Raw genomic sequence first — 15,224 nt, forward strand, 5'->3', positions numbered from 1 at the left:
TGACCACGCGCCACGCGACTCTACCAAATATACATGTAACAAAACAATTCGAAGGCCGCACAATCCGCCTTGCAGCCACAAACGAAACGGACAGCTCCCTGCCCTTGGACAGCATTTGATGGCAGAACGGACGCGCGGGCAAATTGCCCAGAATCACAGCGTCCTGCAAGGGGATTTACATAAAAAAAACGAGTAAGTTATCAAAACTTCTCGCTTCCGGCATAAGAAAAGCCATAAGGCTTTTCTTTTTGTACACATCAATGTTTCCTAAAACCAATCTTCTTTTTACCTTAAAAAATAACTAAAAATACCTATCTAAAGTCTTTATTACCTATTAAAACACAAATACCTAATTCTATATTTTAAACCTATGAAAACTGATAATTCATTATTTACCTTTAACTAACCCTTATTGTTATATTCATATCTTATCTACTGTTTCCCAACAGCACTGCAAAGATAAAACATTCTCAGGTATGCACAAATAAGTTTGGGAATTTTAGCACTCTGCCTAACATTGTTTTATAGATAGGGCGTGTTTTTTACACTTGTAAACGTTCTTTCTTCCAAGAGGGCGATTCATGACCACAAAAACAGGCCACTGAAGGAAGCGCTTGCACACCTCTCTTCAATGGCCTTTCCCTTTAAACACCTTTAAACAAAACGATTTATCAAGCTTTCTTTCTTGCTTCCGCAATGTACCCTAAAGCCTCGCGACATTTGTCGGTCACATACGTCCAGTCTTCTGCAGCAACCTTCTCTGCCGGGAAAAGTTTAGACCCCATTCCCACACAAAATACGCCGGCCTTAATCCAGGCAGTCAGATTCTCCTGAGTAGGTTCCACGCCACCGGTCACCATCAATTTAGACCACGGCATAGGCGCCAACAAACCCTTCACCAGCTTGGGTCCCAACACATCGCCGGGGAATACCTTGCAAAGGTCACAGCCTACCTCTTGAGCAAATCCTACCTCAGAAACACTACCGCAGCCGGGCGTATAGGGAACCAGGCGACGATTGCAAACCTTGGCTATCTCGGGATTGAACAGAGGACCCACAATGAAGTTAGCCCCTAACTGCAGGTAAAGCGCCGCCGTAGCAGGATCGACAACGGAACCTACCCCCATGGCCATTTCAGGACATTCCTTGGCCGCGAATTTAACGACTTCAGCAAAGACCTCATGAGCAAAGTCACCGCGGTTCGTAAATTCAAAAGCACGTACGCCACCTTCGTAGCAAGCCTTCACCACCTTTTTTGCCACTTCTGCATTCTTATGATAGAACACGGGAACCATACCGGTAGAACCGATCTTGTCCAACACAGCAATTTTATCAAATTTAGCCATTATTCTCTTTTTTATTATTCACAAATTAAACAATCATTTCTGCACGACCTTACCGCTGTACGCGTCCGCTTGCATCGCCTCCGGCCAACGCCTCCACTTCTTCGGCCGAAACCAAATTGAAATCGCCATTGATGGTATGCTTCAAAGCCGATGCCGCTACTGCAAATTCCAATGCAGCGCCCTGACTGGACTTGGTCAACAGACCATGAATGATTCCGCCAGAGAAAGAGTCACCCCCTCCCACACGATCGATGATGGGGTTAATGTCGTAACGTTTGGATTCATAAAACTCCTCACCGTTGTATATCATCGCTTTCCAACCATTGTGCGTAGCGGAGAAAGACTCGCGCAGAGTAGAAACGACATATTTAAAACCGAATTCCTTTGCCATAGCCTTAAAGATGCCCTTATAGCCTTCAGCATCGGTCTTGCCGCCTTCCACATCGGCTTCGGGCTTGAATCCCAGGCAGAGTTCGGCATCTTCTTCGTTGCCTATGCAAACATCGACATACTTCATCAAAGGCTTCATGATGGATTGCGCCTTCTCCTTAGTCCAAAGCTTCTTACGGAAGTTGAGGTCGACAGACACAGTCACGCCGTGACGTTTGGCAGCCTCGCAAGCCAGACGGGTCAGCTCGGCGGCCTTATCGGAAATGGCAGGAGTTATGCCCGACCAATGGAACCAGTCAGCCCCTTCCATGATGGCATCAAAATCAAAATCGGAAGGCTCAGCTTCTGCGATGGCAGAATGAGCACGGTCATAGATAACCTTGCTGGGGCGCATGGAAGCTCCTGTCTCCAGATAATAAATGCCCACACGGTCGCCACCACGTGCGATGAAGTCAGTCTTCACGCCGTATTTACGCAAAGCATTTACAGCCGACTGGCCGATTTCGTGCTTCGGCAGCTTGGTAACGAAATAAGCGTCATGCCCATAATTGGCACAACTGACAGCGACATTAGCCTCGCCGCCTCCATATACCACGTCAAAAGAATCGGATTGCACAAAGCGGGTATTACCCGGAGTAGACAAGCGCAGCATGATTTCACCTAATGTAACGATTTTCTTTCCCATTTTTTCGGTTTTTAAATAAGTTGATTTAACTTTATCCTTTCAATCTATCATTCAAGCACCTAAATCAAAGTTAACAAGTTGATTCAATGAAAATAAGGAAGGAGCAACAAGCATCCCCCAAGGCTTTCGTGTGCGGGCACAAAGGTACGTTTTTTTTTGAAATACAAAAAATTATCGTATATTTGTGTCGAAAATTTTAAGATTATTATTGTGTACGGGCACAAAAGGACGGTCTGCATGGCCAAAAACAAGGACAAGCCTCGCATGAACAAGTTCCTAATATGGGTTCATACTTGGGAAAACGCCGTTTCTCCACGTACACCGCAAAAAATGGCTTGAAATGGAACGAATCAGGATTAAAGACATTGCCAGAATGGCAGATGTATCGGTTGGTACAGTAGACCGCGTGATACATGGGCGGAGCGGCGTATCGGAGTCCAGCCGGAAACGGGTGGAAGAGATATTGAAAAGGCTGGACTACCAGCCCAACATGTATGCCAGCGCCCTCGCCTCGAACAAAAAATACACGTTTGCCTGCCTGCTTCCCCAACATGAAAAAGGAGAGTATTGGACTGACGTGGAAGCAGGCATTGAAAAAGCGCTCGCAACTTATTCGGACTTCAACATTGCGATAGCCATCAGCTACTATGACCCCTATGACTATCATTCATTCGGCGCAAATGCACAGAAGGTGTTGGAACAGACCCCGGACGGAGTACTGTTTGCCCCAACCGCACCGCAGTATACCAAACCATTTACCGACGGACTCATTCTGCGGAATATACCTTATATATATATAGATTCCAACATCCGCGAGGAACCAGCCCTCTCTTTCTTCGGACAGAATTCATACAAAAGCGGATACTTTGCGGCACGCATGCTGATGCTACTGGCCGGAAATGACGCAAAGGAAATAGTCATCTTCCGTAAAATCAACGAAGGGGTGGTCGGTTCGAACCAACAGATACGCAGAGAAATTGGGTTCCGCAAGTACATGGATGAGAAGCACCCGCTGTGCCACATTTGGGAACTGGACCTCCACGCCAAACGAGACGGAGAGGACGAGCAGATGCTGGACCATTTCTTCAGGGAACATCCCGAAGTAAACAATGGAATCACCTTCAACTCCAAAGCCTACATTATTGGCGAATACCTTCAGAAACGCTCCATGACAAGCTTCAACCTCATGGGTTACGATTTGCTACGACGCAATGTAGAATGCCTGAAGCAGGGCAGCATCTTCTTCCTCATAGCCCAACAGCCCAACCTGCAGGGTTTCAACGGCATCAAAACATTGTGCGACCATCTAATATTGAAAAAGGAAGTAGAACGAGAAAACTTTATGCCGATAGACTTGCTGACCAAGGAAAACATTGATTTCTACTACATCAAATAATAAGAGGCCACATGCTACATAAATAACAGACAATGAACCAACCAATTGATTAATTTGCATGGAAACAAAGTATCTGAGAATCAATCCGGCCGACAATGTGGCCGTAGCCATCGTGGCACTTCCGGCAGGTGAAAAGCTGAACGTGGAAGGCCATGAAATCACCCTGAATGAGAACATTCCTGCCGGACACAAGTTTGCCTTGAAAGACCTTGCCGCAGGAGAAAACATCATCAAGTACGGCTACCCCATAGGCCACGCGCTGAAAGCGCAGAAGCAAGGTGACTGGATGAACGAAAACAACATCAAGACCAACCTGGCCGGATTATTGGAGTATACCTACACCCCCGTCAATGCCGACCTGGACATTCCGCACAAGGGACTCACCTTCAAAGGATATCGCCGCAAGAACGGCGACGTAGGAGTACGCAACGAAGTATGGATTGTACCGACCGTGGGCTGCGTGAACGGCATTGCCAACCAGCTGGCCGAAGGCCTGCGCCGCGAAACAGGCTGTCAGGGCGTGGACGCCATCATGGCCTACCCCCACAACTACGGCTGCTCGCAACTGGGTGATGACCACGAAAACACCAAGAAAATTCTGCGCGACCTGGTGCTGCACCCCAATGCCGGAGCCGTACTGGTAGTAGGCCTGGGATGCGAAAACAACCAGCCGGACGTCTTCCGTGAATTCTTGGGTGACTATGACCAGGAGCGCATTAAATTCATGGTAGTGCAAAAGGTTGCCGATGAATACGAGGAAGGCATGAAGCTGCTACGCGAGCTCTATGCCAAAGCCAGCCTGGACGTGCGTGACGACGTACCTCTGAGCGAACTGCGCGTGGGCTTGAAGTGCGGCGGCTCGGACGGGTTCTCCGGTATCACCGCCAATCCGCTTCTGGGCATGTTCTCCGACTTCCTGGTAGCGCAGGGAGGTACCAGTGTACTGACAGAAGTACCTGAAATGTTCGGAGCCGAAACGATTCTGATGAACCGTTGCCGCACGAAAGAACTGTTTGACCAAACGGTGAAGCTGATTAACGACTTTAAGGAATACTTCCTCTCGCACGGAGAACCCGTCGGCGAGAATCCCTCGCCGGGCAACAAGGCGGGAGGCATCTCCACACTGGAAGACAAGGCGCTTGGATGCACACAGAAGTGCGGAAAGAGCTACGTGGAAGGCGTACTTCCCTACGGCGAACGGCTGAAGGTAAAGGGACTGAACCTGCTTTCCGCTCCCGGCAACGACCTGGTGGCTGCCACCGCGCTGGCTTCGAGCGGATGCCACATGGTACTCTTCACAACAGGACGCGGTACGCCTTTCGGCACTTACGTACCCACCATGAAGATTTCCACCAGCTCTACCCTGGCCAAGAACAAGCCGGGATGGATTGATTTCAACGCAGGAGTCATTCTGGAAAACGAACCGATGGAGAAAACCTGCGAACGCTTCATCGACTACGTGATTAGCGTAGCCAGCGGCGAATTTGTCAACAACGAAAAGAAGGGCTACAAGGAAATTGCCATCTTCAAGACGGGTGTCACCCTCTGACCCCCATCTTAAAAAAAAATGGACGAAAGGAGGATGTGCCCAATGGCCGCATTCTCCTTTCTCATTTTTTTGTATCTTCGCGCCCGATTCGGGAAAAGCCCGAGTCTCACCTCAAAAGCAACAACAAAGAAATGACAGAAACAATCCGAAAACAGAAAGGCGGATGGTGGGCCTTAAGCCCACTGGCCGTATTCTTATGTCTATACCTTGTGACCTCACTCCTGATGAACGACTTCTACAAGGTACCTATCACCGTAGCCTTCCTGTTCTCTTCGTGCTATGCCATAGCCATCACACGGGGTCTCAGGCTCGAACAGCGCCTCTACCAGTTCTCCGTTGGAGCAGGCAACAAAAACATCCTGCTGATGGTATGGATTTTCATCCTGGCCGGAGCCTTTGCTCAAAGCGCCAAGCAGATGGGAGCCATTGATGCAACCGTCAACATGACCCTCCACCTGTTGCCCGACAATCTGTTACTGGCCGGCGTATTCATAGCCGCCTGTTTTATCTCGCTCTCCATCGGCACCAGCGTGGGCACCATCGTTGCCCTGACACCCGTAGCTGTGGGACTGGCCGAAAAGACCGGCATCGACCTTCCCTACATGGTAGGTATCGTAGTGGGAGGGTCATTTTTCGGCGACAACCTTTCCTTCATTTCAGATACCACCATTGCCTCTACCAAGACCCAGGATTGCGTGATGAGCGACAAATTCAAAGTCAACTTTCTGATAGTAGTGCCCGCAGCCGTCATTGTGCTGTGCATCTACATTTTCCAGGGGCTTTCCGTATCAGCCCCACCCCAAGAGCAACCCATCGAGTGGCTGAAGGTGCTCCCCTACCTCATCGTATTGGGAACAGCCGTAGCAGGGGTCAACGTAACAGTAGTCCTCCTGCTGGGCATTCTCTCGACAGGACTCATCGGTCTGTTCACAGACTACACCTTTTTCGAATGGTTCGGGGCCATGGGTGAAGGCATCACCGGGATGGGCGAACTCATCATCATCACCCTACTGGCGGGCGGTATGCTGGAAACCATCCGCTACAACGGCGGAATAGACTTCATCATCGGCCGACTGACGCGTCACGTCAAAGGCAAACGGGGTGCCGAGCTGAGCATCGCCGCCCTGGTAGGCATAGCCAACCTGTGCACCGCCAACAACACCATTGCCATTATCACTACCGGCCCCATAGCCAAAAACATAGCCATCCGCTTCCATCTGGACCGACGCAAGACAGCCAGCATACTGGACACATTCTCGTGTCTGGTGCAGGGGCTCATCCCCTATGGTGCCCAGATGCTGATAGCAGCCGGGTTGGCAGGTCTTTCTCCCTTAAGCATCATAGGCAACCTCTACTATCCTTTCTGCATGGGTGTGTGCGCCCTGCTGGCCATCCTGCTCCGATACCCCCGCAAATACTCCTGAAAAGAGCCCGGATTCAAAAAACAGGCAGGAACTCTTTGTCAGTCAAAAAGAAATAACTAACTTTGCGGCCGCTATTACGAGATAATAGCGTAATTCAAATCATTAACTAAAACATTTTTATTTAAAATGGCAACAAAAATCAGATTGCAGAGACAAGGACGTAAAAGCTATGCCTTCTACTCCATTGTTATTGCTGATGCAAGAGCTCCACGTGATGGACGTTTTATTGAAAAAATTGGTACCTACAACCCGAACACCAATCCTGCCACTGTAGATTTGAAGTTCGACCGTGCACTTGACTGGGTTTTGAAAGGTGCACAACCCACTGACACAGTACGCAACATCCTTTCCCGCGAAGGCGTCTACATGAAGAAGCACTTGCTGGGCGGTGTAGCAAAAGGCGCATTTGGCGAAGCTGAAGCAGAAGCCAAGTTCGAAGCATGGAAGAACAACAAACAAAGCGGACTGGCCGCGCTGAAGGCTAAAGACGAAGAGAACAAAAAGGCCGAAGCCAAAGCACGTCTGGAAGCTGAGAAGAAAGTAAACGAAGAAAAAGCAAAGGCATTAGCTGAAAAGAAGGCTGCCGAAGCTGCTGCCAAAGCCGCTGCTGAAGCTCCCGCTGAAGAGGCTCCCGCTGAAGAAGCTCCTGCCGCTGAAGCTGCTGCTGAATAACAGCAAGCACAGCAACCTTACAAAATGGATTTAAACTGAGATACATCCTCTCCATCCTTAGGGACGGAGAGGATTTTTTATCTCCCGCCCCAAACAAATTCGACATCATCCTCAGTTGCGGTTTTAGACAGAACGTTGAATATAAAAGGAGACGACGAAGGACAAAACACTTTTTTGTACTATCTTTGCGACATCATTAACTACCAAAAAAAATATCGTATTACAACAATGAAAAAATTAGTCTATCTGCTCGCCGTAGCGGCAGCATGTGCTGCCTGTAGTGGCGGAAACAAGGGTTACACAGTGACAGGAACCGTAGAAGGCGCCGCCGACGGCGACATGGTGTATCTGCAAAACGTACAGGGACGCCAGTTGGTAAAGCTTGACTCAGCTACAATTCAAGACGGTACATTCACCTTCAAAGGTACACAAGACACAGCTATCAACTGCTATATCACTTACAAGGACAACATGGCCATGGATTTCTTCCTTGAAAACGGAAAAATCAATGTCAGCCTGACCAAAGATGCGGATTCGGCAACCGGAACCACCAACAATGACGCCTATCAGGAAGTAAAGACACAAATCAGCGGCCTGATGAAGCAAATGGAAAACGTGTACAGCGCCCTGTCTGATACAACCCTGACGGACGAACAACGCGAAGCCAAAATGGCAGAGGCCGAAAGCGTGCAAGATAAGATGATGGAAATCACCAAGCAGAGCATTGCCAAATATATAGCAAGCCCCGTAGGCGTACACCTGCTGAAGCAGAACTATTACTACATGACCGTGGAAGAACTCGACCCGCTGATGCCTCAAATCCCCGCCCTCTTTGACAACGACGAGGCCGTGAACCGCATCAAGGAAAACGTGGAGAAAATGAAGGCTACGGCCGTGGGGAAGAAGTTCACAGACTTCGAGATGCAGACCCCCGAAGGCAAAACCGTCAAACTCTCCGACTACGTGGGCAAGGGCAAGACCGTTTTGGTAGACTTCTGGGCAAGCTGGTGCGGACCCTGCCGTCGCGAAATGCCCAACCTGGTAGAGGCATACAAGAAATACAAAAACAAGAACTTCGAGATTGTGGGCGTATCGCTTGACCAGAGTGCCGACGCCTGGAAGGGAGCCATCGAGCAGCTGGGCATCACCTGGCCGCAAATGTCCGACCTGAAGTATTGGGATTGCGAAGGCTCCAAGCTCTACGCCGTGAGCAGCATCCCCCACACCGTGCTGATTGACGGCGAAGGCACCATCCTGGCTCGCGGCCTGCACGGCGAAGAGTTGCAGGAAAAGCTGGCCGAGGTGCTCAAGTAAACCCGACTTGCAGTATCACATAAAAGACCCGCCTTGCATATTGCACAACGAATATGCAAGGCGGTCTTTTTATACAAGCAAATATCATAAAAAGGAATACTTTTAGCAAGTATGAAAAACACAAAGTTTCCAATTTAAAATTATACTTCACTAATAAACAACATATTAATAATTTTTAATCCAAGAAAAGTTTTCCAAAACGAAAATCATAGGCATATATAGGTTAACTTTGCGACACAATTAAGGACGCCTAATACTAACCAAAAAAGAAAGAAAGATGATACAGACTGTAATCAAACGTGACGGCCGCATTGTAGGTTTCAACGAAGAAAAGATAGCTACCGCCATCCGCAAAGCCATGCTACATACGGACAAGGGGGAAGACCTCAGGCTGATACACCAGATAACAGACCACATTGCCTTCAAAGGCGACGCGCAAATGACCGTAGAAGCCATACAGGATGCCGTAGAGATGGAGCTGATGAAAAGCAGCCGGAAGGATGTAGCACAGAAATACATTGCCTACCGCAACCAGCGCAGCATTGCCCGCAAGGCCAAGACAAGAGACATCTTTCTGGAAATCATCAACATCAAGTCCAACGACGTCACCCGCGAAAACGCCAACATGAACGCCGACACGCCGGCAGGCATGATGATGAAATTCGCCAGTGAGACCACCAAGCCCTTTGTGGACGACTACCTGCTGGACGAAGAAGTGCGCGAGGCCATTTCGCGCCACTACCTGCACATCCACGACAAGGACTATTACCCCACCAAAAGCCTCACTTGCGTACAGCACCCCCTTGACCGCATTCTCACCAACGGTTTCTATGCCGGCCACGGCGAATCACGCCCGGCCAAACGCATTGAAACCGCCAGCATACTGGGCTGCATCTCGCTGGAAACAGCCCAAAACGAAATGCACGGCGGACAGGCCATCCCCGCTTTCGACTTCTACCTGGCGCCTTACGTGCGGAGCAGCTTTATAGAGGAACTCAAAAACCTTGAGGAACTGAACGGCGCCGACTACTCGCACCTCTACCAGAAGGTATTGGAAGACTATCTGCCGACGCCCCTCGAAGGAACACAGGGCGAGGAGCGCATTGTCCGGCATGCCGTCAACAAGACCGTGGCCCGCGTGCATCAGGCCATGGAAGCCTTCATACACAACATGAACACCATCCATTCCCGCGGAGGAAACCAGGTGGTGTTCAGCTCCATCAACTACGGCACGGACACCTCGGCCGAAGGACGGTGCGTCATCCGGGAATTGCTGAAAACCACCTACCGCGGCGTGGGAAACGGCGAGACGGCCATCTTCCCCATCCAAATCTGGAAGAAAAAGCGGGGCGTCAACTACCTGCCCGAAGACCGCAACTACGACCTCTATCTGCTGGCCTGCAAAGTGACGGCCCGACGCTTCTTCCCGAACTTCCTGAACCTGGACGCCAGCTTCAACCAAAGCGCAGAGTGGAGATCCGACGACCCGCGCCGCTACATGCACGAAGTGGCCACCATGGGATGCCGCACCCGCGTATTTGAAAACCGTTTCGGCCCGCAGACATCCGTAGGCCGCGGCAACCTTTCTTTCTCCACCATCAACATCGTCCGCCTGGCCATCGAATGCATGGACATTGAGAACCAGGAACAGCGCATCGCCCGCTTCTTTGCCAGGCTGGACGCCATTCTCGAAATCACCGCCCGCCAGCTTCACCAACGCATGGAATTTCAAAAGACGGCTTTCGCCAAACAATTCCCCCTGCTCATGTCCGTCCTCTGGACAGGAAGCGACAAGCTGCGCCCCGACGACACCATTGCCCCCGTCATCAACCAAGGCACGCTGGGCATAGGCTTCATCGGGCTGGCCGAATGTCTGGTGGCCCTGACGGGCAAGCATCACGGCGAATCGGACGAAGCACAGGCCTTGGGGCTGAAGATAGTGTCCTACATGCGCGACCGTGCCAACCAGTTCTCCGAACAATACCAACATAATTACAGCATCCTGGCCACACCCGCCGAAGGTTTGTCCGGCAAATTCACACGAGCCGACCGCAAAGACTACGGCCTCCTGCCGGGCATCACCGACCGCGACTATTACACCAACTCCAACCACGTACCCGTCTACTACCAGTGCAGCGCACGCCACAAGGCCGAGATTGAAGCGCCCTACCACGACTTGACACGCGGCGGACACATCTTCTACGTCGAAATGGACGGCGACGCCACCCACAACCCCGAGGCCATCCGCCGGGTGGTGGACATGATGGACCGCTACAACATGGGCTACGGCTCGGTGAACCACAACCGCAACCGCTGTCTGGACTGCGGCTACGAAAATGCCGACCCGCATCTGGAAAGCTGCCCCAAGTGCGGAAGCCGGCGCATAGACAGACTTCAGCGCATCACAGGTTACCTGGTAGGAACAACCGACCGCTGGAATCATGCCAAACTGGCCGAACTGAACGACCGTGTCATTCACGAATAATCCCGAATGCTCCAACAGATGATAGAAGGCGCCCTCCGCAAGGGATGTTTTATCCTCCGGGAGGGTGCCAAAACCAAAGAGGCTCGGAGACGATGCCAAAGAGGCTCGGAGGCAGCGCCAAAGAGGCTCGGAGGAGAAACCTAATATTATCGGACAACAAACGAATAAAAAAGCCATGCTTTCCATCCTTGACATATTGGAAGACACGACGGCCGACGGCCCCGGCTTCCGCACCGCCATCTATGCCGCCGGATGTCCCAACGGATGCCCCGGATGCCACAACCCCGATTCGTGGGACATCAACCGCGGACGGTGGATGACGACCGACGAAATCCTGCAAAAAGTGCTGGCCGACGATTTTGCCGACGTCACCTTCAGCGGCGGCGACCCCATGTACCAGCCCGAAGGCTTCGCCGAACTGGCTTCCGCCATCAAGCGGAAAAGCGGGAAAAACATCTGGTGCTACACGGGCTATACCTTCGAGCGCCTGCTTCAGAATCCCCGCCAGGCACATCTGCTGGAATTCATCGACGTGCTGGTGGACGGCCGCTTCAGGCAGGAGCTGCGCGACGAGTCCCTCCACTTCCGCGGAAGCAGCAACCAACGGCTGATTGACGTACAAGCCTCCCTGAAAAGCAGACAGACCGTAGTCTACCGCTACGACACCTCGCTCTGAAGCCAAGGCTGTGGCAATCCCCCCTATTCAGGTTTGGAGAGGCCGCCCGTATCCGCCATGCGTGCTTGCTGTTTATCCGTCGGCAGACAAGTACAACTTAAATATTTTGTTGTATCTTTGCACGCCCCAAGCGAGAGGAACGGTTTATCCGCCAGGGTATCATCCGGATTTCGCAGGTGCAGAATTCAAGAATACTTAAACAACGAGCATGAACTCTCCTGAAAGACTCAAAGAAATCACCCGCTTCCTGCTGGAATATGCCAACCGGCTGATGGGGTCGGGTGTACACACCTCGCGCGTGGTGAGAAATACACGGCGCATCGGCCGTTCGCTGGACGTGGAAGTGAAGATGAGCGTTTTCCAGCGCACCATGGTGGTCAGCGTATGCGACCCCGAAAACCACGAAGTCTACAACGAAGTTTCCGTCATCCCCTCCTTCCCCATCAGCTTCGAGCTGAATGCCGAGCTCAGTGCCCTGAGCTGGGAGGCATACGACAACCGACTGACGCTGGAAGCGCTGTGGGAAAAGTACAACCACATCATCTCGCGGCCCAAGATGGACCCGCTCTGCACGCTCTTCCTCGTAGGCTTTGCCAACGCTTCGTTCTGCGCCCTGTTCGGCGGCGACTGGACTGCACGCTGCATCGTGTTCTCGGCCACCCTCATCGGCTTCTACCTCAGGCAGGTCATGCAGAAGAAGCACATCAACCATTACATTGTGTTCGTTGTGTCTGCCTTTGCAGCCTCGCTCGTAGCCTCGTCCGCCCTGACGCTGGACACGACGGCCGAGGTGGCCATTGCCACCAGCGTACTCTATCTGGTACCCGGTGTTCCTCTGCTGAACGGCGTCATCGACATTGTGGAAGGACATGCGCTGACCGGATGCAGCCGCCTGATACAGGCCCTGCTGCTGGTACTGTGCATTGCCGTCGGCCTCTCGTGTACCCTTATGCTTGTCCGAAACAGTCTGTTATAATCTTCCGATATGATACTCATAGATATCCTTGCCGACGGCCTGCTGGCCGCCATTGCCGCCATCGGGTTCGGTGCCATATCCGACCCGCCTTTGCGTGCTTTCCCCTACATAGCCCTGCTGGCTGCCATCGGACACGCGTTTCGCTTCTGCCTGATGACTTTGCTGGGGGTTGACATAGCCACAGCCTCCCTCTTCGCCTCGTTCAGCATCGGCATGGGAAGTCTCTTGCTGGGCAAACGCATCTATTGCCCCATGACCGTACTTTACATTCCGGCCCTGTTGCCCATGATTCCGGGTATGTATGCCTACAAGATTGTGTTCTCGCTGATTATGTTCATGCAGAACCTGCAGGTGCCCGAACTGCAGGAGAAGTACCTGATGGACCTGTTCACCAATACCATCGTGACATGCAGCGTCATCTTCATGCTGGCCGTAGGTGCTACCATGCCTCTGTTCCTGTTTATCAACCGTGCCTTCTCCATGGCGCGCCACGAAAAGAAGGAAGCGCGTCAGGCCCTATCCGACAAACCGACTGAATAAGAATTATGGAAATCTTCTGGAATACAATTGCACAATACAATCTGGCCACCTGGCCCATACAGATTGTCATCACCCTGGCAGGCATCGTACTCACTACGCTGCTCTACCGGCGGCCTACGCTCTGCGTGAAACGCTCGATGAAGGTCTATCTGATATTGCTGAACGGATGGATATCGGCCGTCTATTACCTGATGTATTGCGACACACGCAGCTACAACTACATCCTGGCCATCTTCTGGGCCGTCATCGCACTGATATGGCTGTGGGACCTCTGCACAGACTACACCCCCTTCGAGCGCAATCCCCGCTACAAGGTGCTGGTCGGCATTCTCTACGCCATGCCCTTCTGTTACCCCCTGCTCTCCTGGATGCGCGGCATGGAATTTCCATACACCACCACCACCGTCATGCCCTGCTCGGTAGCCGTATTCTCCATCGGTCTGCTGCTGGCCTTCTCGCGGAAGGTGAATCTGCTGGTCATCCTGTTCCTCTGCCACTGGGCCCTCATCGCCTTCTCCAAGGTCTACGTTTACCAGATACCCGAAGACTTGCTGCTGGCCAGCGCCACCGTGCCCGCCATCTACCTGTTCTTCAAAAACTACTTCGACCAGAATCTGCATTGCGAGACCAAGCCGAGCGCCAGGTTCATGAACTGGTTTCTCATTGTCATCTGTGTCATCATCGGGCTCGCACTCAGCATCACACTCTTCTACGGCATCTGCCGCTGACCGTCTTACCTCCCTCCCATAATCCCCATTGCCAGGTATATTTCCCGCCGACAACTCAGTCGGAAAGTTAACCAGGAATGGGGATTGTGCCTTTTATAAAAACCCAAGAAATAGGTATTTCACGACAAGAAACAAACCTCTTACTTTGCAGCAGAGATTATTAACCAATTCATTTAGCATTATGAAGAAAACAGGTGTATTCTATGGCTCCAGCACGGGGACATGTGAAGATTTGGCTAATCAGATAGCCGCAAAGTTAGGAGTACCGTCTGCCGACATACACAGCGCGGACAAACTGAGTGCAGACTTAGTAAATCAATATGAAGTGCTGATTCTGGGCACTTCCACCTGGGGAGACGGAGAACTGCAGGACGACTGGTACGACGGCATCAAGGTACTGAAGGCAGCCGACCTTTCCGGCAAGGAGATAGCTTTGTTCGGTTGCGGAGACTCAGAGTCCTACTGTGACACCTTCTGCGACGGCATAGGCATCATCTACGAAGACCTGAAAGACAGTGGATGCACTTTCATCGGCAACAAGGTCAGCACCGGAGGCTATAACTTCTCCTCCTCCATTGCAGTAGTAGACGACTGCTTCGTGGGACTTGCTTTGGACGAAGTGAACGAAAGTGACAAGACAGCCGGCCGCATCGATACTTGGACAGCCGAAGTGAAAAGACATCTGTAACCGACAGACAAGTATTTTTTGCATGCGTTTATCATGACAACATCACCCGACATCCACCCCGTGGAGCTGAAAGTATTCCTCAACCACGTCTACGAGTTCAAGAAAGGCGTGCGCCGCATGGTTCTCTATACCGTGAACCGAAAATACGAAGCATTCGCCATTGCCCGTCTGGAACGTCAGCACATTGACTATCTCATTCAGCCTGTTGACCAATCCAAGGTCAACCTGTTTTTTGGAAGGCCTGAGTGCATACATGACCTGAGTTTTGGATAAGATAACACTCTCAACCTAGTGAGAATATCCACGAGTATTCCCTGCGGAGAACCTTCCGTTCTTCGCTTCCACATGTTTATGT

At 51.4% G+C, this 15,224-nt stretch carries 13 protein-coding genes and 1 pseudogene; 12 read left to right on the forward strand and 2 right to left on the reverse strand.

Annotated features, from left to right (window positions below; all coding sequences use genetic code 11):
- Positions 1-671 precede the first annotated feature (671 nt).
- Complete coding sequence (locus Q1Y74_RS09990) at positions 672-1,346, reverse strand: bifunctional 4-hydroxy-2-oxoglutarate aldolase/2-dehydro-3-deoxy-phosphogluconate aldolase (RefSeq protein WP_300814136.1); 675 nt, start codon at positions 1,344-1,346, stop codon at positions 672-674.
- Between the two features lie 49 nt (positions 1,347-1,395).
- Entirely contained in the window at positions 1,396-2,421 is a 1,026-nt protein-coding gene (locus tag Q1Y74_RS09995; protein WP_300814138.1) for a sugar kinase, read from the reverse strand.
- Between the two features lie 340 nt (positions 2,422-2,761).
- Here Q1Y74_RS09995 and Q1Y74_RS10000 point away from each other — a divergent pair, with 340 nt between their 5' ends.
- The 12 genes and pseudogenes from Q1Y74_RS10000 to Q1Y74_RS10055 form a co-directional block, all read left to right on the forward strand.
- Complete coding sequence (locus tag Q1Y74_RS10000; RefSeq protein WP_300814139.1) at positions 2,762-3,817, forward strand: LacI family DNA-binding transcriptional regulator; 1,056 nt, start codon at positions 2,762-2,764, stop codon at positions 3,815-3,817.
- 58 nt (positions 3,818-3,875) lie between these two features.
- Positions 3,876-5,366 carry a UxaA family hydrolase gene (locus tag Q1Y74_RS10005; RefSeq protein WP_300814140.1) on the forward strand — a complete coding sequence of 497 codons (1,491 nt, stop codon included), beginning with the start codon at positions 3,876-3,878 and terminating at the stop codon, positions 5,364-5,366.
- 131 nt (positions 5,367-5,497) lie between these two features.
- Entirely contained in the window at positions 5,498-6,790 is a 1,293-nt protein-coding gene (locus Q1Y74_RS10010) for a Na+/H+ antiporter NhaC family protein (protein ID WP_300814141.1), read from the forward strand.
- A 126-nt stretch (positions 6,791-6,916) separates the two neighbouring features.
- The gene (locus tag Q1Y74_RS10015; RefSeq protein WP_300814143.1) at positions 6,917-7,462 is read left to right on the forward strand and encodes a 30S ribosomal protein S16; all 546 of its coding nucleotides are present in this window, start codon (positions 6,917-6,919) and stop codon (positions 7,460-7,462) included.
- A gap of 228 nt (positions 7,463-7,690) precedes the next feature.
- Positions 7,691-8,776: a TlpA disulfide reductase family protein gene (locus tag Q1Y74_RS10020; RefSeq protein WP_300814144.1), complete on the forward strand. Its 1,086-nt coding sequence runs from the start codon at positions 7,691-7,693 to the stop codon at positions 8,774-8,776.
- Positions 8,777-9,053: 277 nt separating this feature from the next.
- The gene (locus Q1Y74_RS10025; RefSeq protein ID WP_300814145.1) at positions 9,054-11,261 is read left to right on the forward strand and encodes an anaerobic ribonucleoside triphosphate reductase; all 2,208 of its coding nucleotides are present in this window, start codon (positions 9,054-9,056) and stop codon (positions 11,259-11,261) included.
- 175 nt (positions 11,262-11,436) lie between these two features.
- A complete protein-coding gene (gene nrdG / locus Q1Y74_RS10030) occupies positions 11,437-11,937 on the forward strand; it encodes an anaerobic ribonucleoside-triphosphate reductase activating protein (protein ID WP_300814147.1) in 501 nt (166 codons plus the stop codon).
- Between the two features lie 208 nt (positions 11,938-12,145).
- The gene (locus tag Q1Y74_RS10035) at positions 12,146-12,913 is read left to right on the forward strand and encodes a threonine/serine exporter family protein (protein WP_300814149.1); all 768 of its coding nucleotides are present in this window, start codon (positions 12,146-12,148) and stop codon (positions 12,911-12,913) included.
- Positions 12,914-12,922: 9 nt separating this feature from the next.
- Positions 12,923-13,453: a threonine/serine exporter family protein gene (locus Q1Y74_RS10040; protein WP_300814150.1), complete on the forward strand. Its 531-nt coding sequence runs from the start codon at positions 12,923-12,925 to the stop codon at positions 13,451-13,453.
- A 5-nt stretch (positions 13,454-13,458) separates the two neighbouring features.
- The gene (locus Q1Y74_RS10045) at positions 13,459-14,181 is read left to right on the forward strand and encodes a DUF6064 family protein (protein WP_300814151.1); all 723 of its coding nucleotides are present in this window, start codon (positions 13,459-13,461) and stop codon (positions 14,179-14,181) included.
- 181 nt (positions 14,182-14,362) lie between these two features.
- On the forward strand, positions 14,363-14,869 hold the full coding sequence (gene fldA, locus Q1Y74_RS10050) for a flavodoxin FldA (protein WP_300814152.1): 507 nt from the start codon (positions 14,363-14,365) through the stop codon (positions 14,867-14,869).
- 33 nt (positions 14,870-14,902) lie between these two features.
- Positions 14,903-15,136, forward strand: a pseudogene (locus Q1Y74_RS10055) (DUF2023 family protein); the annotation flags it as partial.
- Positions 15,137-15,224: the final 88 nt, after the last annotated feature.

The sequence above is a fragment of the uncultured Bacteroides sp. genome (genome assembly GCF_949298305.1).
GTDB lineage: Bacteria > Bacteroidota > Bacteroidia > Bacteroidales > Bacteroidaceae > Bacteroides.

What these genes read in the sequence shown, in the direction of transcription:
- nrdG (WP_300814147.1), top strand. Translation starts at nt 11,437, where the DNA reads ATGCTTTCCATCCTTGACATATTGGAAGACACGACGGCCGACGGCCCC.
- Q1Y74_RS10025 (WP_300814145.1), top strand. Translation starts at nt 9,054, where the DNA reads ATGATACAGACTGTAATCAAACGTGACGGCCGCATTGTAGGTTTCAAC.
- fldA (WP_300814152.1), top strand. Translation starts at nt 14,363, where the DNA reads ATGAAGAAAACAGGTGTATTCTATGGCTCCAGCACGGGGACATGTGAA.
- Q1Y74_RS10045 (WP_300814151.1), top strand. Translation starts at nt 13,459, where the DNA reads ATGGAAATCTTCTGGAATACAATTGCACAATACAATCTGGCCACCTGG.
- Q1Y74_RS09995 (WP_300814138.1), bottom strand. Translation starts at nt 2,421, where the DNA reads ATGGGAAAGAAAATCGTTACATTAGGTGAAATCATGCTGCGCTTGTCT.
- Q1Y74_RS09990 (WP_300814136.1), bottom strand. Translation starts at nt 1,346, where the DNA reads ATGGCTAAATTTGATAAAATTGCTGTGTTGGACAAGATCGGTTCTACC.
- Q1Y74_RS10020 (WP_300814144.1), top strand. Translation starts at nt 7,691, where the DNA reads ATGAAAAAATTAGTCTATCTGCTCGCCGTAGCGGCAGCATGTGCTGCC.
- Q1Y74_RS10035 (WP_300814149.1), top strand. Translation starts at nt 12,146, where the DNA reads ATGAACTCTCCTGAAAGACTCAAAGAAATCACCCGCTTCCTGCTGGAA.
- Q1Y74_RS10015 (WP_300814143.1), top strand. Translation starts at nt 6,917, where the DNA reads ATGGCAACAAAAATCAGATTGCAGAGACAAGGACGTAAAAGCTATGCC.
- Q1Y74_RS10005 (WP_300814140.1), top strand. Translation starts at nt 3,876, where the DNA reads ATGGAAACAAAGTATCTGAGAATCAATCCGGCCGACAATGTGGCCGTA.
- Q1Y74_RS10010 (WP_300814141.1), top strand. Translation starts at nt 5,498, where the DNA reads ATGACAGAAACAATCCGAAAACAGAAAGGCGGATGGTGGGCCTTAAGC.
- Q1Y74_RS10040 (WP_300814150.1), top strand. Translation starts at nt 12,923, where the DNA reads ATGATACTCATAGATATCCTTGCCGACGGCCTGCTGGCCGCCATTGCC.
- Q1Y74_RS10000 (WP_300814139.1), top strand. Translation starts at nt 2,762, where the DNA reads ATGGAACGAATCAGGATTAAAGACATTGCCAGAATGGCAGATGTATCG.